Below are 17,420 nucleotides of genomic sequence, written 5' to 3'. Positions count from 1 at the left end.
GAGGTTTCTATGCTGTCGCGTCGCCAGGGTCGACTCAGCCGTTTTCGCAAAAATAAACGCCGCTTGCGTGAGCGCTTGCGTCAGCGGATCTTTTTTAGAGACAGAATGATGCCAGAAGCGATGGATAAACCCAGAGTGGTGGTGCTGACCGGGGCGGGGATCTCCGCCGAGTCAGGTATTCGAACCTTCCGCGCGGCGGACGGGCTGTGGGAAGAGCACCGCGTGGAGGATGTCGCCACGCCGGAAGGCTTTGCCCGCGACCCGGATCTCGTGCAGGCGTTTTACAACGCCCGCCGTCGTCAGCTTCAGCAGCCTGACGTCGCGCCGAATGCCGCGCATCTGGCGCTGGCGAAGCTGGAAGAGGCGCTGGGCGATCGTTTTCTGCTGGTGACGCAGAATATCGACAACCTGCATGAGCGAGCCGGTAACAGGAACATCATCCATATGCACGGCGAGCTGCTCAAGGTTCGCTGCGCATGGAGCGGTCAGGTGCTGGACTGGAAAGAGGACGTGCTGCCGGAGGATAAGTGCCACTGCTGCCAGTTCCCGTCGCGCCTGCGTCCGCACGTGGTCTGGTTCGGCGAAATGCCGCTGGGAATGGATGAGATCTACAGCGCGCTGGCGATGGCCGACGTGTTTATCGCCATCGGCACATCCGGCCATGTTTATCCGGCGGCGGGGTTTGTCCACGAAGCGCGGCTGCACGGTGCGCATACGGTTGAACTCAATCTTGAGCCGAGCCAGGTGGGCAGCGAGTTTGAAGAAAAACACTACGGCCTGGCAAGCACGGTTGTTCCGGAATTTGTCGACAAGCTGCTGAAAGGGCTGTAACGCTCATCGCGTGAAAAGGCACCCGTCCAGCGGGTGCTTTTTTATTTAAGAATGAAAGAACGCCAGCGTCTTCTCCAGCGATTTAGCCTGCTCGTCCAGCGAGAGCGCCGCCGCTGAGATCTGCTGAACCAGTGAAGCGTTCTGCTGGGTGGTGCTGTCCATCTGGTTGACGGCGGTACTGACCTGGCTAATCCCCCGATTCTGTTCGTCCAGCGCCTGAACAATGTCGTTGATGACCAGATGCACGTGCGACACCGCCTCAATCACCTGTTTCATCATTACGCCGGTCTCATTGACCAGCTCAACGCCTTTGCTGACGCGGCCTGAGGACTCGGCAATCAGCTGAGAGATCTCTTTGGCCGCGTTGGCGCTTCGCTGCGCAAGGTTGCGTACTTCACCTGCGACTACCGCGAAACCGCGTCCCTGTTCACCCGCGCGCGCCGCTTCAACGGCCGCATTCAGCGCCAGGATATTGGTCTGGAAGGCGATGCCATCGACGATACTGTTAATCTCACCGATCTTGCGCGCGCTCTCATCAATCTCGCCGATCACCACGACCACATCGTTCACCAGCGTTTCGCCATGCCCGGCAAGGCTCGCGGCGCGATCGGTCAGGGTGGTCGCCTTGTGGGCGTTGTCGGCATTGTTCTTCACCGTAACCGAAATCTCTTCCATGCTGGCAGCGGTTTCAACAATCGCCGCCGCCTGTTCCTCGGTACGCGAGGCGAGGTCAAGGTTGCCCGCCGAAATTTCGCTGGTCCCGCCGTGCACGGAGTGGCTGGCTTCGCTGATGTTGTCGACGATGCGCTTGAGCTGCGTCTGCATGGTGTGCAGGGCATAAAAAATGCTGTGGGTATCCCCGGATCGCACCGGGATGGTGTTGTTCAGATCCCCGCGGGCGACGGCCAGGGCGATCCCGGCGGCCTCGGAAGGTTCTCCCCCCACCGGACGATCAACCTTGCGGGTAAAGATCTGGGCCATCACCAGGCTAACCGCAACGATGCTTAACACCATCATGACGATGGCCTTCAGTAAAAATGCGCGCGCTTCGGCCATCACTTCGCTGACCGGGGTGATGATGGCGAGTTTCCACGGCGTCTGGCTATTGCCGACGGCGATCGCCTGCCAGGTGATAAATACCTCTTCTTTCAGCAGCGGATCGTTTACCCGAGTGACGTCATGTCCTGCAATGTGACCCGCGTAAGGCTTGCCTGCCGCACCTTTGTCCGGGCTGGACACCACGTTATTGCCCGCAGACAGGAGCAGGGCGTAGCCTGTGCCGTTCCACGGTTTAATGGCGCCAATCATGGACTGCAGTGTGGCGAGCGAGAAGTCAGAGGTGACTGAGCCCAGAAACTGACCGTCACGCATGATGGGGGCGGCAATTGAGGTGAGCATCACGTCCACGCCGTTGTAGGGGTAAATATAGGGTTCGATGATCACATCTTTATGCCGCTGTTTCGGCAACAGATAGTAATCGCCGCTGCCGGGCGTTTCGATGTCCGTCAGCAGGTGCAACGCCGGTTTGCCGGTGGCATCGCGGTCGACGTAGCGGGCGTAGCGCCCGGCAGGATCTTCACCGCTCTGACCGGCAAAGACGGCATCTTTATCGTCAAACGCGTTGGGCTCAAAGGCCATCGACATGGAGAGAAACGACGGGTGAGCCGAGAGGAAGTGGACGAGCAGCTGGTTCAGGCTCTGGCGGTCGGAAATGCCCGCTTCGCGCAGCGCGAGGCCACTGTTGCCCATATCCCGGGCGGCAGTCAGGGCAGAATCCAGCTGTTTGCTGACCTGTAAAGCGTGTACCTCGGCTATCTGGCGGATATGGTTTTTGGCCAGCACCTCTTGCTGCGCCATCCATTGCCACATCATAAACCCGATCGTTGCCGTAAAGCCCACCGTCACGGTGAGGAAAATGGACAATAGCATCAACGTCTTGACTCTTATTTTTTGTCTTCGGACCATGGCGTCTTTCATTCTCATCTCCCGTAATGTCGTGCATGTCGGGCAGGCACAAAGTACTTATCGGATATTTCATCCCCTTTCTGTAGAGCGAAGGATATATTTAATTTAAATCCAGACGGTTAATTCCCGTTAATTAGTGTGGATGCTTTTATTTTGTGCATTCAATCAAAATAGTGCTCGATAAAACTCGTTATCGTCGTGTAGAAAGAGGATGCTAATAAATATAAAGTGGTAGAGGAGGATGGGATATGTACGGATTTATCGCGCGACAACCCATTTTTAACCCTGAAATGAATACCGTAGCCTATGAGCTGCTTTTCAGAGACGGGATGACAAATCGTTTTCCGGATGTGTCGGCAGAATATGCCACGTCCAGGATGATATCAGATCAGTTCTTATGTGTGCCGTCCCAGCGCATTGCCGGGGCACATACGTCGTTTATTAATTTCCCTTCAAGGATGGTTATTGACCGCAGTGGAGAAGCGCTTGATAAAGAGAGCGTGGTGATTGAGATTCTTGAAGATGCTGTGCCGGGGGCCGAACTGCTGCAGGCCGTCAGGGAGATGAATGCGCACGGCTATCAGTTTGCGCTTGATGATTTCACCCTTGCGCCAGAATGGGATGTTTTTTTACCCTTTATTTCAATCCTGAAATTTGACGTCAGAAATTATACCTTAGCGCAAATTAAAGCGTATCTGAAAGTACGTAAACATCTGACCGGTCACATTAAATATCTTGCTGAAAAAATTGAGACTAAAGAAGAATTCAACCAATACAGAGACGAGGGATTTTCCCTTTTTCAGGGCTATTTTTTCTGCCGTCCCGAGGTCATTAAATATAAACGGCTGTCGCAAAATCAGCTGGCGATTTTTCGGCTGCAAATGGAGGTCGGACGCAATAAACCTGATTTTCGAATCATCGAGTCGTTGATAAAAACCGATCTCACGCTCTCTTATAAAATCATGCGCTATATGAAGCATACGGCGTTTAAACATGTCGGCGCCTGTAATTTCAGCAAGTTAACCCTGAGCGAGGTGCTCAGGTATCTTGGCGAAAACCAGCTCCGACGGTTTGTTGCCGTCGTGGTCCTCGCCAGTGCGGGCAATGACACCGTCAGCGAGCTTTACCCGCTGAGCATGATGCGCGGCAAATTCTGCGAACTGCTAGCTGAGACGATGAACGAACCTACTCTGGCTGAAAATGCGTTCATGTGCGGCCTGTTTTCTCTGCTCGATACCCTCCTGGAGCTTCCGATGGCAGAGCTGATGAAGCAAATTGCGGTGCCGCAGAGCGTGAGCAACGCGCTGTGCCATCAGGAGGGACGGTTAGCCGACATGATTAACCTCTGCCGTTACTATGAACAGCAGCGGTGGGACGAGGCGACCCGGATTCGACAGGCGCTGGGCCTGTCAGATGAAGAGGTGGTTGAGGCGATGCGAAAAGCGACGCTCTGGGCTGGAGAGAATACGGTCAGTTAATCCTTCCTCACGCCGCGCAGGCGGCGTGAGGAAGAACGCGATACCGGTTAGCGGCCCGCTTTTAACTTCTGGTAATACTCTTCGTAGAGCCGGCTGGCGTCGCCGACATCGTTCTGCCACTCACCTTTGCTGATGGTTTCCGCATCCGGGTAGAGCGACTTATCGTTAGCCACTTCAGGCTTCAGCAGCTTGCGTGCGGCCAGGTTTGGCGTCGGGTAGCCAATCGTCTCGGCAACCTGTTTCGCCACATCCGGGCGCAGCAGGAAGTTAATCAGCTTCAGCGCCCCATCCACATTTTTCGCGTTAGCCGGAATGGAGAGGCTGTCCATCCAGAAGATCCCGCCTTCTTTTGGCCAGACTACCTCAAGCGGCGTACCGGCCTGGCGGGCCACATACGCGGAGCCGTTCCACACCATCCCCAGGTTTACTTCGCCTTCCATATACGGGTTTGCAGGGTTATCAGAGTTGAATGCCGCCACGTTAGGCATCAGCTTTTTCAGCTCGGCATATGCCGCTTCAATCTCTTTAGGATCCGTCGTGTTGCCAGAGTAGCCAAGCTTGCGCAGCGCCACCTGGAAGACTTCGCGCGCGTCGTCGGTCAACAGCAGGCTGCCTTTGTATTGCGGTTTCCACAGATCGGCCCAGCTTGTCACCGATTTCGGATCGACGGCCTCGCTGTTAACGCCAATCGCGGTTGCCCCCCAGATATACGGAATGGAGTAGTCGTTATTTGGGTCAAACGGCTTGTTGAGCATCTCAGGATCGAGGTTTGAAAAATGGGTTAGCTTCGTTTTGTCGATCTTCTGGATCATGCCCTCTTTGCGCATTTTGTCGACAAAATAGGTGGACGGAACCACCAGATCGTACGCGCCATCTTTGTAGGTTTTGAGCTTGGCGTACATGGTTTCATTCGACTCGTAGGTCGAGTAGATCACCTTGATGCCCGTCTCCTTGGTGAACTGCTCCAGCAGGCCCGGCGGCACGTACTCGGTCCAGTTGTAGAAGTAGAGCGTTTTGCTGTCATCAGCGTGTGCGGCACCCATACCAAGCACCAGCGCCGCAGCGGCGAGCATTTTTTTCATTTCATTGTCCCCTGAGATTTTGTTTTATCACGAGCAATAACCTGGCTGGCGATCACCAGAACCAGCGAAAACACCAGCAGAATGGTCGCCAGCGCGTTCACCTCAGGTGAAACGCCGACTTTCACCATCGAATAAATTTTCAACGGCAGAATTTCATAGCTCGGCCCGGTCACGAAGGAGGAGACCACCACGTCATCCATCGACAGGGTAAAGCTCAGCAGCCATCCGGCCGCCACGGCGGGCATCGCCAGCGGCAGGATGATTTTGCGCAGGATGGTCATCTCGCTGGCGCCCAGATCCTTCGCCGCCTCCAGCATACGCACGTCGAACCCTTTCAGGCGTGCAAAGACCGTCACCACCACAAACGGCAGGCAGAAGGTGATATGGGAAAACAGCAGTGACCAGAAGCCAAGCTGAACGCCCAGCAGCATAAACAGCACCAGCAGCGAAATCGCCATCACGATGTCCGGGGACATCATCACCACAAACAGCATACCGCTGACGAACGGTTTTCCGCGGAATCGGTAGCGATACAACGCCACGGCGGTGAGCGAACCAATCAGCGTGGCGAAGGTGGCGGAGAAGATCGCCATCGTCAGTGAGTGCTGTGCGGCCTGCAGCAGGCTGTCGTTGTTCATCAGCAGGCTGTACCAGTCGGTGGTAAAGCCCTGCCAGTTAATCCCAAAGCGCGAGCTGTTAAACGAGTTCACGATCAAAATAATGATCGGGATATACAGGTAAGCGTAAATGGCGGTCATAAAACCGCCGCGAAGCAGTCGACCGATCATTCGAGTTCCACCTTCTTGTTCAGCAGCCGTGAGGCGCGCCAGTAAACCAGCAGCATCAGACCCATCACCACCGTCAATGTAATGCTGGTGGCGGAGCCGAACGGCCAGTCGCGAATGTTGAGGAACTGACTCTTGATCACATTCCCAATCAGCAGGTTTTTCGCGCCACCCATCAGGTCCGAAACGTAGAACAGACCCATGGCCGGAAGCATGACCAGCAGACAGCCCGCGATAATGCCGGGCATGGTCAGCGGAATGATAATGCGGATAAAGGTCTGGAACTTGCTGGCACCCAGATCTTTTGCCGCTTCCAGCAGCGGTTTATCCAGCTTCTCAATGCTGGAGTAGAGCGGCATCACCATAAACGGCAGCAGGATATAGACCAGACCCACAATTACCGCGCTCGGGGTAAACATGATGCGGATCGGCGTATCAATCACCCCCAGCCACAGCAGAAATTCATTGAGGTAGCCTTTGGTGCTGAGGAAGATTTTCAGCCCGTAGATGCGAATCAGCGAGTTGGTCCAGAACGGCACAATCAGCAGAAACAACAGCAGCGGACGCACCTTTTGCGGCAGACCCGCGAGGAACCATGCGAACGGATAACCCAGCACCAGGCAGGCAATGGTGGCAATCAGCGCCATATTGAGCGAATGCAGCAGCACGTCAAAATAGAGCGGATCGAGCAGGCGCGCGTAGTTGTCCAGCGTAAAAACCAGCGAAACGAAGTTTGTGTCGTCACGGGTCAGGAAGCTGGTGGCGATGATCATCAGGTTGGGTAAAAAGACAAACAACACAAGCCAACCGACGATCGTGGCAATCACCACATTCTGGAACTTACTTGTGTTCTTCATCAGCCAGTACAACCTCCCAGCTTTCTACCCAGTTGATAACCATTTTCTGGTCGAGAGAGTGGTCGAAGTCCGGGTCGTCCTCGTTAAAGAACTCGCTGACCATCACCATTTTGCCGTTCTCCAGCTCGACGACAGACTCCAGCGTCATCCCTTTGTAGTTGCGCTCGCGGATATAGCCGATTAACCCTTCGGCCTCGGCATTGCCGTGGATTTCATCGACGCGCAGATCTTCCGGGCGCAGCAGAACGTTGAGCTTTTGTCCCTTTTCGACGGGGAAATGCACCGTGATGGCGCACTCGCGTCCTTCGACGCACGCGCGAACGCGCTGGTCATCCAGACGCTCAATCACCGTGGCGTCGAAGATATTGATCTCACCAATGAAGCTGGCGACAAACAGATTTTTCGGCTCTTCGTAGATTTCACGCGGCGTGCCGTCCTGCTCGATTTTGCCGTCGCGCATCACCACGATGCGGTCGGACATGGTCAGGGCTTCTTCCTGGTCGTGGGTGACGAAGACAAAGGTAATGCCGAGCTTGCGCTGCAGGGCTTTAAGCTCGTTCTGCATCTGCTTGCGCAGCTTGTAATCCAGCGCGGAGAGGGATTCATCCAGCAGGAGCAGACGCGGCTTGTTGACCACGGCGCGGGCGATGGCCACGCGCTGCTGCTGGCCGCCGGAAAGCTGATGCGGTTTTCGCTGGGCAAACGTCTCGAGCTGCACCATGCGCAGGGCTTCGGTGACGCGCGGTTCGATCTCACTCGCCGGGGTTTTTTGCATCCGCAGGCCAAACGCCACGTTTTCAAACACGGTCATGTGCGGGAAGAGGGCATAGCTCTGAAAGACAGTGTTGACGTGGCGGTCTTCGGCGGGAACCTGGGTGATGTCCTGACTTTCAAGATGGATATGGCCGTTATCGACGCTTTCCAGCCCGGCGATAAGGCGCAGTACGGTGGTTTTGCCGCAGCCGGAGGGGCCAAGCAGCGTCAGAAACTCACCGTCATTGATGGTGAGAGTGAGGTCGGAAATGACGTCTTTGCCATCAAAACTTTTACGAATTCGTTCCAGTTGCACCAGCGGTGAACGTGAACGGGATTGTGTATTCAATTTTTGCGCTGTCCCATATAGACGCCTCAGGCAGCAGACTGAAGCGGGGTTTGTGTGTAACCACCTTGGTGACTCGTAATGAGGGCGGACATTCTACGGCAATCCCCCGCAATCGCCAATCCTTGTCACTGATTCATAAGCTACATTTACTAACGCACAACGATATAAACGGAAAATATTCTCGTTTGCGGGATAAAAGTGACCTGACGCAATATTTGCGTTTTGATGCTTATTGATAATGTTGTCACAAAAAGTGAGGGTGACTGCATGGATAAATTACTTGAGCGTTTTTTACAGTACGTTTCGCTGGATACCCAATCTAAGCCGGGTGTTCGCCAGGTGCCGAGCACCGAAGGCCAGTGGAAGCTATTAAACCTGCTTAAAGAGCAGCTTGACGCCATGGGGCTGGTCAACGTCACGTTAAGCGAGAAAGGCACTGTGATGGGAACGCTGCCGGCGAATGTCCCAGGCGACATTCCGGCGATTGGCTTTATCTCCCATGTCGACACCTCTCCGGATTTTAGCGGTAAACATGTGAACCCGCAGATTGTTGAAAACTACCGCGGCGGCGACATTGCGCTGGGCATTGGCGACGAAGTGCTCTCGCCCGTGATGTTCCCGGTGCTGCACCAGCTGCTCGGTCAGACGCTGATCACCACCGATGGTAAAACGCTGCTGGGGGCGGATGACAAAGCGGGCATCGCGGAGATCATGACGGCGCTGGCGGTGCTGAAGGGCAACGATATTCCGCACGGTGATATCCGCGTGGCCTTTACGCCGGATGAAGAGGTCGGCAAGGGCGCGAAGCACTTCGACGTGGACGCCTTTAACGCCCAGTGGGCCTACACCGTCGACGGTGGCGGCGTCGGTGAGCTGGAGTATGAAAACTTCAATGCCGCGTCAGTCACGATCAAAATTGTCGGCAACAACGTTCACCCAGGCTCTGCCAAAGGCGTCATGGTCAACGCGCTGTCGCTGGCGTCGCGTATTCATGCAGAAGTCCCGGCGGAAGAGAGCCCCGAACAGACCGAAGGGTATGAAGGTTTCTATCACCTGACCAGCATCAAAGGCACCGTGGACAGCGCGCAGATGCACTACATCATCCGCGATTTTGACCGTAAAGCCTTTGAGGCGCGCAAGCGTAAGATGATGGAGATCGCCAAGAAGGTGGGCAAGGGCCTGCATCCTGACTGCTATATTGAGCTCATTATCGAAGATAGCTATTACAATATGCGCGAGAAGGTGATGGCGCATCCGCATATTCTCGATATCGCCCAGCAGGCGATGCGCGACTGCGATATTGAACCGATATTAAAACCGATTCGCGGCGGTACCGACGGTTCTCAGCTGTCGTTTATGGGACTACCGTGCCCGAACCTCTTTACCGGTGGCTATAACTACCACGGTAAACATGAGTTTGTGACGCTGGAAGGGATGGAAAAGGCGGTGAAGGTGATAGTGCGGATCGCGGAGTTGACCGCTAAGCGGTAGCCGCTTTAAGCCGGGTGGCGGCTACGCCTTACCCGGCCTACGTTCAAATTGTAGGCCCGGTAAGCGCAGCGCCACCGGGCAGAAAGGCAAGGAGTGCCCATGTCAAACTACCGTCGCCATTACGTCCCCGGTGGCACCTGGTTTTTCACCGTTAACCTGCAAAACCGTCAGAGCGATTTGCTTACCCGCCATATCGATAGCCTGCGTTCCGCCACCTCAACGGTTAAGCGTGCGAAGCCCTTCACCATCAACGCGTGGGTTATTTTGCCTGAACATATGCACTGTATCTGGACCCTACCGGACGGGGACAGTGATTTTTCCGCCCGCTGGCGGGATATCAAAAAGACATTCAGCCGCAGCATCGACATGCGCTATATCTGGCAGCCACGATTCTGGGAGCACACTATCCGCAACGAAGAGGACTACCGGCGACATGTGGATTACATTTATATCAATCCGCTGAAGCACGGCTATGTGGGTAAAGTCAGCGACTGGCCGTATTCAACGTTTCATCGGGACGTGGCTGAAGGGTTGTATCCGGTGGATTGGGCAGGAGAGATTGAGGATTTTGCCGCGGGGGAGCGGAAGTGAAAAGCCGGGTGGCGGCTACGCCTTACCCGGCCTACAAAAGCTCGATCCCGTAGGCCCGGTAAGCGCAGCGCCACCGGGCACTAAAGCGACTCAGTCCTCAAAGAACCAGTACCCGCTGTTGACCAGCGCGGCCAGCATCGCGAGGAAGGACGGGTCTTCCAGCGCATCGCCAAAGGTATCAGCAGTCAGCACCAGATGGCTGGCAATCGCTTCCAGCGCCGGTCGGTGCGGTGAGTCCAGCTTCTCGCCGTTGACGAACACGTCCTCACCAATGCGCAGCACGCGCAACCCGCCCAGGCGCGTCAGCTTGTCGCCTTGCTGAAGCGCATCGTAAATCTCGTCCGCCTGATACGGCGGCTCCGGAGGCGCAACGTCCAGCTCGTGGCGGGACTGGCTAATAAACTCGCCAAACCACTGACGGAAATGTTCCGGCTCGTTGATCAGATCCAGCATCATGCCACGAAGCTTATCCAGCTCCGCGGGCAGGATGTCTCCCGGGTGCTCACGCGCAGGCACGTCGGGATCGCTGTAACGATAGCTGCCCAGCTCGCGCTGCAGAACATAGTCGGCAAATCCGCTGATCATCTCGCGGCCGCTTGGCGCGCGGAACCCGACGGAGTAGTTGAGGGAGTTCTCCAGGGAGTAGCCTTCATGAGGGAATCCCGGCGGGATGTAGAGAATGTCGCCCGGCTCCAGCTCTTCGTCGATAATCCCTTCAAACGGATCAACCTGAAGCAGGTCCGGATGCGGGCAGTGCTGCTTCATCGGCACTTTTTCGCCCACGCGCCAGCGGCGGCGGCCCGTACCCTGAATGATGAACACATCGTACTGGTCCAGATGCGGACCCACGCCGCCGCCCGGCACGGAGAAGGAGATCATCAGATCGTCCATGCGCCAGTCGGGCAGGGCGCGGAACGGACGCATTAATGCGGCCGTCGGCTCATGCCAGTGGTTGACAGCCTGTACCAGCAGCGACCAGTTGTTTTCACCGAGGTGATCGTAGCTTTCGAAAGGACCGTGGCTAACCTGCCATTTCCCGTCCTGGTGGCTGACCAGGCGGCTGTCGACTTCGTTTTCCATGGCCAGACCGGCCAGCTCGTCAGGCGAGATAGGGTCGACAAAATTGCTGAACCCGCGTTTCAGAACGACCGGGCGTTTTTGCCAGTAACGTTCAATAAACTCGGGCCAGTTAAGCGTTAAGTGATAATCCATATTTTTTTATTCCGCAGGCTCTTACTGACTCGGATTATAACGGAAGCTCAGCCCCCCGGCTGCGAGATCCTCGCATTTTTCACATAACGGGTTAACTATCGTTCGATGTGGGCTGCTGGCGACCAAAAATGACCTCCATTCGCGCGCCGCCCAGCAAACTTTCGCTGGTTTCGATTTTCCCGTCGTACTGGTCGACAATCTCCCGGGCGACGGCTAATCCAACGCCCTGGCCAGGACGTAGGGTATCGGCGCGTTGACCGCGATCGAACACCACATCACGTTTATTGCGCGGGATCCCCGGGCCATCATCCTCCACGATGATATGCAGTTCGTTATCCGTCTGGCGCGCCGACACTTCCACGAACTCCAGACAGTATTTGCAGGCGTTATCCAGCAGGTTGCCCATCACTTCCATGAAGTCATTTTTTTCACCCACAAAGCTTATCTCTGGCGAGATATCGAGGCTGATATTCACCCCTTTACGCTGATACACCTTGTTGAGGGCGGACGTGAGGTTATCCAGAAGCGGGGCGACCGGATGCAGCTCGCGGCTCAGCAGGGCGCTGCCGGAACGCATGCTGGCGCGGTGGAGGTAATAGCCAATTTGCTGGGAAATACGGCTGATCTGCTCCAGCATCACCGGCTCGGCATCGTCGACGCTCAGCTTCGAACTGCGCATGGAACGCAGGGTGCTTTGCATCACCGCGAGCGGGGTTTTCAGGCTGTGGGTCAGATCGGTAAGCGTCGTACGGTATTTATCATAGCGTTCGCGTTCGCTTTTCAACAGGCGGTTGAGGTTTCGCACCAGGCTGGTGAGCTCGCGGGTGGTTTCCGGATTAAGCTTTTCGCGATGATGTTCTTCCAGCTCGCGAACCTCTTTCGCCAGTGATTCAATGGGGCGCAGGCTCCACCACGCCGCTATCCACAGCAGCGGGATCACCAGCAGCAGATTTGCCGCCAGAACGTAGATGAACCAGCTCCAGACCATATAAGAACGCTTCAGCTCGACCGGAATGGTGTCGATCACCACGATGGTCAGCTGCGGCATGTTTAGCGTCGCCGGATAAAGGTTAATCGCAACGGAGTGCGTCATCTCCGTTTCCGCGTCGTCGGCGCGGATCTCGTTCAGCTTTTGCTGCAGGGAACGATCTTCACGGATCAGCGAGCTGGTGGTGTTGAGATCGGCTTCAATTTCGTGAAACCCGTTGGTTTTAAGCCACTCCGGACGAATGCTTTTGACCAGCCACGGAATGTCGCGCTGCGCCCACAGCAGCTTTCCCTTTTCGTTGTAAATCAGGGCGAGGGTGGGGCTTTGCTGATTAAGGTTTTCCGGCATTTCGACGGTGATTCGGTTGTCTTCCCATTTCGCCAGGGTATAAAACAGATTGCTTTCGCCGCGTAAGAGACGAAAGGTCGTTTTATCGAAGCTGACGCTGTACCCCACCAGGGCGACCATGCCGTAGGAGAGCGACAGCACCAGCACCACCGCAGCCGTTGCCAGTAAAAAACGAACCCGCAGTGAGAGGGGCAGAAGATGACGCAAAATCCGTCTCATTTAGCGTAATTCAAACAGGTAGCCCTGACCGCGGACGGTGGTAATCACATCCTGCGGGTACTGGGCCTGAATTTTCTTACGCAGTCGTCCCATCAGCACGTCAATGGTATGGCTCTCGCGCAGTTCAGCGTCAGGGTAGAGCTGAAGCATTAAAGAATCTTTACTCACCACCTTGCCGCTGTTGCGGATCAGCGTTTCCATAATCGTATATTCGAATGCGGTCAGCTTGATGACTTCATCGTTAATTGAGAGCTCGCGGCGGGAGAGATCGACCTGGAAAGGCGGGATGGAAATAACCTGCGACGCTAGCCCGCTGTTGCGACGGAGCAGCGCCTGCATGCGGGCCGCCACCTCTTCAATATGGAACGGCTTAGTGACGTAATCATCTGCGCCCGCGCTCAGCACTTCAACCTTATCCTGCCAGCCTTCACGGGCGGTCAGCACCAGAACCGGCAGGGAAACATCGTGGCTGCGCCAGCGACGAATCAACGACAGGCCGTCCTCGTCGGGCAACCCTAAATCGACAATGGCGATATCCGGCAGGTGTTCATTGAGATAATAATCGGCTTCTTTTGCATCTTCAGCATCGTCCACCTGATGTCCCATCACCTGAAGCTGAACCTTCAGGTGATGGCGTAGCAATGCGTTATCCTCAACAACCAGTACGCGCATCATCTTTTCTCCCAGAATAAATAGTATGAATAGTTTAACGCTGATTATGTTGCTGTGGGGATAAACATTGAGTAAACCGGGGAAAAGCAACCCCCTTTCCGGGCGGAAAGGGGGGAGAGGGGATTACTTCAGCTCGTCAACCATGGTGATGGCGCGGCCAATGTAGTTCGCCGGTGTCATCGCCTTCAGGCGGGTTTTCTCTTCTTCCGGCAGCGCCAGACCGTCGATAAACTGCTTCATACCTTCGGCATCAACGCGTTTGCCGCGGGTCAGCTCTTTCAGCTTCTCGTACGGTTTTTCGATGCCGTAACGACGCATCACGGTCTGAATCGGCTCCGCCAGCACTTCCCAGTTGTGATCCAGTTCATCCAGCAGACGGTCACGGTTCACTTCCAGCTTGCTCACGCCTTTCAGCGTGGACTGGTACGCGATCAGCGCGTAGCCGATGCCTACGCCCAGGTTACGCAATACGGTGGAGTCGGTCAGGTCGCGCTGCCAGCGGGATACCGGCAGTTTGCTGGCCATATGCTGCAGCACGGCATTCGCCAGACCCAGGTTGCCTTCGGAGTTTTCGAAGTCGATAGGGTTCACTTTGTGCGGCATGGTTGACGAGCCGATTTCACCGGCGATGGTTTTCTGTTTGAAGTGGTTCAGCGCGATGTAGCCCCACACGTCACGATCGAAGTCGATCAGAATGGTGTTGAAGCGTGCGATGCAGTCAAACAGCTCCGCAATATAGTCATGCGGCTCAATCTGGGTGGTGTACGGGTTCCACTGAATGCCCAGCGAGGTCACGAACTCTTCGCTGAACTGGTGCCAGTCCACTTCCGGGTACGCGGCGATGTGGGCGTTATAGTTACCGACCGCACCGTTGATTTTGCCGAGGATCTCAACCTGCTCCAGCTGACGATACTGGCGCTCCATACGGTACGCCACGTTCGCCATCTCTTTACCCATTGTGGAGGGGGTAGCTGGCTGACCGTGGGTACGGGAAAGCAGCGGGATGTCGCGGTATTCCACAGACAGCGCTTTCACCGCGTCGATGATTTTACGCCAGTATGGCAGCACCACCTCTTTACGTGCGGTGGAGAGCATCAGGGCGTGGGACAGGTTGTTGATGTCTTCTGAGGTACAGGCGAAGTGAATGAACTCAGACACGGCGTGCAGCGCAGGAACACTTTCCACTTTCTCTTTCAGGAAATACTCAACCGCTTTTACGTCGTGGTTGGTGGTGCGCTCAATGGTTTTAATGCGCGCAGCATCTTCTTCGTTGAAGTCAGCGACGATTTTATCAAGGTAATCGTTTGCCTGGGCGTCAAAAGCAGGAACTTCCTTGATTGCTGCCTGGGCGGCCAGCTTTTGCAGCCAGCGTACTTCAACCTGAACACGGAACTTCAGCAAACCATATTCGCTGAAGATCCCGCGCAGCGCGCTGACTTTATCGCCGTAGCGTCCATCGACAGGGGATACGGCGGTCAGTGAGGATAATTCCATAATTCGCAACTCCGGGAGGTTAACAATGAGCAAGAATTTGTTTTGCCTGAGTGGTCAGGCGATTACGAGAAAACATTAGCTGCAGGCGGCCACCGCCAACCTGGTGCCACAGCACGGCAGCGCGGATCCCTGCCAGCAGGGAGGCGCGTACTTTTGCCTGTACCTGCGGGCTTTGCAGCACGGCAGGGGAGCCGGTGACCTGAATCCGTGGGCCCAGCGGGCTGATGACGTCAACATAAATGCCGGCCATGGCGCTCAGCAGCGTGTCGGACTGCAGGTCAAAATGGTCAAGCTGACGCTGTAACCCGGCAATGCGATCGCCCAGGGTATTAAGCGCGCCTTTTGCTGCGCTCAGCTTACGCTCCAGCACCATCAGGCTCAACGTGTAGCGGGTCAGCTCTGCGTTTAACCCCTGACGGCTGCTGGCGTTAAGCACGCCAAGCAGGGTTTCAAGACCGAGACGAAGATTGGTTTCACTACCACCGAACACGCCCAGGGTCGAACCGGGGTTGAGGTCGATAACGCTATTGAGTGAAACGTGCAGGGCATCAGCGTCGCAATGACCCTGATGCGCCAGCTGTTGCACCAGACGGGCTGACTGGCAAATTCCCGCCAGCGCCAGGGTGATGTCATAGTAGTTCTTCGCCACACGGTCTCCTTTATGTGTGCAAACGCTGTTAAACAGCGGGCAGCGGCAGGCGCTGTTCAATGATCCCGCCGCCCAGGCAGATTTCGCCGCTGTAGAAGACAGCGGACTGACCCGGGGTGACGGCGGCGACCGGCTCGTCGAAGCGCACGTCAATGCGGTCGTCATCAAGCGCGGTAACGGTGCAAGGAATATCGGTCTGACGGTAGCGTGTTTTCACCGTGCAGCGCAGCGTGCCTTTCAGCGGCTCACGATCGACCCAGTGCAGCTGCTGCGCGATCAGGCCAACGGACATCAGACGCGGATGGTCATGGCCCTGAGCAACAACCAGAATATTGTTTTCGACATCTTTGTCGACCACGTACCACGGATCTTCGCTACCTTCTTTCGTCCCGCCGATACCCAGGCCTTTACGCTGGCCTAAGGTGTGGTACATCAGCCCCTGATGCTGGCCAATCTCTTCACCATCGACGGTGACAATTTTACCCGGCTGTGCGGGCAGGTAACGTCCGAGGAAATCGCGGAATTTGCGCTCGCCGATGAAGCAGATACCCGTAGAGTCTTTTTTCTTCGCGGTGATCAGGTCCAGCTCTTCGGCGATTTTACGCACCTGAGGCTTTTCCAGCTCGCCGACCGGGAACAGGCTCTGGGCGATTTGCTCGTGGCTCAGCGTATAGAGGAAATAGCTTTGATCTTTGTTGCCGTCCAGACCGCGCAGCAGCTGGCTTTTACCATTCACGTCTGCGCGACGCACGTAGTGACCGGTCGCAATGTAGTCTGCGCCCAGATCTTCCGCGGCGAATTCCAGGAAGGCCTTAAATTTGATCTCTTTGTTGCACAGAATATCCGGGTTCGGCGTGCGGCCCGCTTTGTACTCTTCGAGGAAGAGTTCAAAAACGTTGTCCCAGTATTCTGCGGCAAAGTTAACGGTGTGCAGTTCAATGCCGAGCTTATCGCACACGGCCTGCGCATCGGCGAGATCCGCTGCGGCAGTGCAGTATTCCTCGCCGTCATCTTCCTCCCAGTTCTTCATGAACAGGCCCTCCACCTTATAGCCCTGTTGCTGTAACAGGTAGGCGGAAACGGAGGAATCGACACCGCCGGACATGCCGACGATCACTTTTTTCTGGCTGTTATCTGACATGGAATACTCACGACATTGAACTTCAAGGCGGCGTATTCTATCACGCCCCCCCACCATTGGCACCCTCTGTAAACGGCCAGTTAAATGCGCCGATGACATCCAGCGGCAGGCGTGCGCCTGACTGCCAGCAGCGGATGCTTTCCGCAACCAGCGGCGAGCGCAGGTTTGGCGCGTTCAGGATCTCGTCGGCGGTGACCCACAGGCAGCGGTCGATATCGTTATCCTGCGGTTCAGTGGCGCACGTTTCGCTAAGCTCAACGGCAAATAAAAAACGCAGGAACGGCGTGTGGTCGGGCGCAATCCACTGGTGCATACGGATGAAGTGCTGGGGCTCGGCGTGAATACCGGTCTCTTCCCACAGCTCGCGTTTTGCCGCCTGCAGGAGGGTCTCATTGGCTTCAAGGTGCCCGGCAGGCTGGTTCCACAGCGCTTTGCCGTTAATGCTCTCTTCGACAACAAGGAATTTCCCCCGGGCGTGGACCACGCAGGCTACCGTGACATGAGGTTTAAACATA

16 protein-coding genes are annotated in these 17,420 nt (G+C 55.8%); 4 read left to right on the top strand and 12 right to left on the bottom strand.

Translation table 11 applies throughout. The features are described from left to right. The first annotated feature begins 9 nt into the window (after positions 1–9). Complete coding sequence (gene cobB, locus ACVCAM_RS17940; protein ID WP_008500769.1) at positions 10–831, top strand: Sir2 family NAD+-dependent deacetylase; 822 nt, start codon at positions 10–12, stop codon at positions 829–831. Positions 832–876: 45 nt separating this feature from the next. Here the strand turns inward: cobB and ACVCAM_RS17935 are convergent, their stop codons facing one another. Then, entirely contained in the window at positions 877–2,808 is a 1,932-nt protein-coding gene (locus tag ACVCAM_RS17935) for a methyl-accepting chemotaxis protein (protein ID WP_407223239.1), read from the bottom strand. Between the two features lie 236 nt (positions 2,809–3,044). Between ACVCAM_RS17935 and ACVCAM_RS17930 the strand changes: the two genes are divergently transcribed. Beyond that, positions 3,045–4,274 (top strand): EAL and HDOD domain-containing protein, encoded by a 1,230-nt coding sequence (locus ACVCAM_RS17930; protein WP_025911783.1) that lies wholly within the window; start codon positions 3,045–3,047, stop codon positions 4,272–4,274. Between the two features lie 47 nt (positions 4,275–4,321). Here ACVCAM_RS17930 and potD read toward each other — a convergent pair whose 3' ends face one another. The 4 genes from potD to potA are packed head-to-tail and all read right to left on the bottom strand — an operon-like array spanning position 4,322 to position 8,130. After that, positions 4,322–5,356, bottom strand: a complete 1,035-nt coding sequence (gene potD / locus ACVCAM_RS17925) for a spermidine/putrescine ABC transporter substrate-binding protein PotD (RefSeq protein WP_008500766.1) — start codon at positions 5,354–5,356, stop codon at positions 4,322–4,324. Then, entirely contained in the window at positions 5,353–6,144 is a 792-nt protein-coding gene (potC, locus tag ACVCAM_RS17920; RefSeq protein WP_008500765.1) for a spermidine/putrescine ABC transporter permease PotC, read from the bottom strand. The genes potD and potC overlap by 4 nt, the downstream gene beginning before the upstream one ends. Further along, positions 6,141–6,998, bottom strand: a complete 858-nt coding sequence (gene potB / locus ACVCAM_RS17915; RefSeq protein ID WP_023343772.1) for a spermidine/putrescine ABC transporter permease PotB — start codon at positions 6,996–6,998, stop codon at positions 6,141–6,143. The genes potC and potB overlap by 4 nt, the downstream gene beginning before the upstream one ends. After that, positions 6,982–8,130 carry a spermidine/putrescine ABC transporter ATP-binding protein PotA gene (gene potA / locus ACVCAM_RS17910; RefSeq protein ID WP_186436501.1) on the bottom strand — a complete coding sequence of 383 codons (1,149 nt, stop codon included), beginning with the start codon at positions 8,128–8,130 and terminating at the stop codon, positions 6,982–6,984. Before potA ends, potB begins: the two co-directional genes overlap by 17 nt. A 237-nt stretch (positions 8,131–8,367) precedes the next feature. Between potA and pepT the strand changes: the two genes are divergently transcribed. Continuing rightward, complete coding sequence (gene pepT / locus ACVCAM_RS17905) at positions 8,368–9,591, top strand: peptidase T (RefSeq protein WP_023292767.1); 1,224 nt, start codon at positions 8,368–8,370, stop codon at positions 9,589–9,591. A 99-nt stretch (positions 9,592–9,690) separates the two neighbouring features. Next, the gene (locus ACVCAM_RS17900) at positions 9,691–10,182 is read left to right on the top strand and encodes an REP-associated tyrosine transposase (protein WP_032651359.1); all 492 of its coding nucleotides are present in this window, start codon (positions 9,691–9,693) and stop codon (positions 10,180–10,182) included. Between the two features lie 90 nt (positions 10,183–10,272). Here the strand turns inward: ACVCAM_RS17900 and ACVCAM_RS17895 are convergent, their stop codons facing one another. The 7 genes from ACVCAM_RS17895 to ACVCAM_RS17865 all read right to left on the bottom strand — a co-directional run bounded on the left by ACVCAM_RS17895 (position 10,273) and on the right by ACVCAM_RS17865 (position 17,419). Beyond that, on the bottom strand, positions 10,273–11,394 hold the full coding sequence (locus tag ACVCAM_RS17895; protein WP_407223241.1) for a ribosomal protein uL16 3-hydroxylase: 1,122 nt from the start codon (positions 11,392–11,394) through the stop codon (positions 10,273–10,275). A gap of 91 nt (positions 11,395–11,485) precedes the next feature. Further along, positions 11,486–12,949: a two-component system sensor histidine kinase PhoQ gene (gene phoQ / locus ACVCAM_RS17890; protein ID WP_008500759.1), complete on the bottom strand. Its 1,464-nt coding sequence runs from the start codon at positions 12,947–12,949 to the stop codon at positions 11,486–11,488. Continuing rightward, on the bottom strand, positions 12,950–13,621 hold the full coding sequence (gene phoP, locus ACVCAM_RS17885; RefSeq protein WP_039024729.1) for a two-component system response regulator PhoP: 672 nt from the start codon (positions 13,619–13,621) through the stop codon (positions 12,950–12,952). It lies immediately after the preceding gene. Positions 13,622–13,744: 123 nt separating this feature from the next. After that, on the bottom strand, positions 13,745–15,115 hold the full coding sequence (gene purB / locus ACVCAM_RS17880; protein ID WP_045284973.1) for an adenylosuccinate lyase: 1,371 nt from the start codon (positions 15,113–15,115) through the stop codon (positions 13,745–13,747). 19 nt (positions 15,116–15,134) lie between these two features. Then, positions 15,135–15,764 (bottom strand): high frequency lysogenization protein HflD, encoded by a 630-nt coding sequence (hflD, locus tag ACVCAM_RS17875; RefSeq protein WP_008500756.1) that lies wholly within the window; start codon positions 15,762–15,764, stop codon positions 15,135–15,137. Positions 15,765–15,792: 28 nt separating this feature from the next. Beyond that, complete coding sequence (mnmA, locus tag ACVCAM_RS17870) at positions 15,793–16,905, bottom strand: tRNA 2-thiouridine(34) synthase MnmA (RefSeq protein WP_021241033.1); 1,113 nt, start codon at positions 16,903–16,905, stop codon at positions 15,793–15,795. 40 nt (positions 16,906–16,945) lie between these two features. After that, positions 16,946–17,419, bottom strand: coding sequence for an NUDIX hydrolase (locus tag ACVCAM_RS17865; RefSeq protein WP_025911756.1), 474 nt, complete (start codon positions 17,417–17,419; stop codon positions 16,946–16,948). Position 17,420 lies beyond the last annotated feature (1 nt).

Source organism: Enterobacter sp. CFEC122 (genome assembly GCF_052983755.1).
This window is presented reverse-complemented; position numbering and strand designations above follow the sequence as displayed.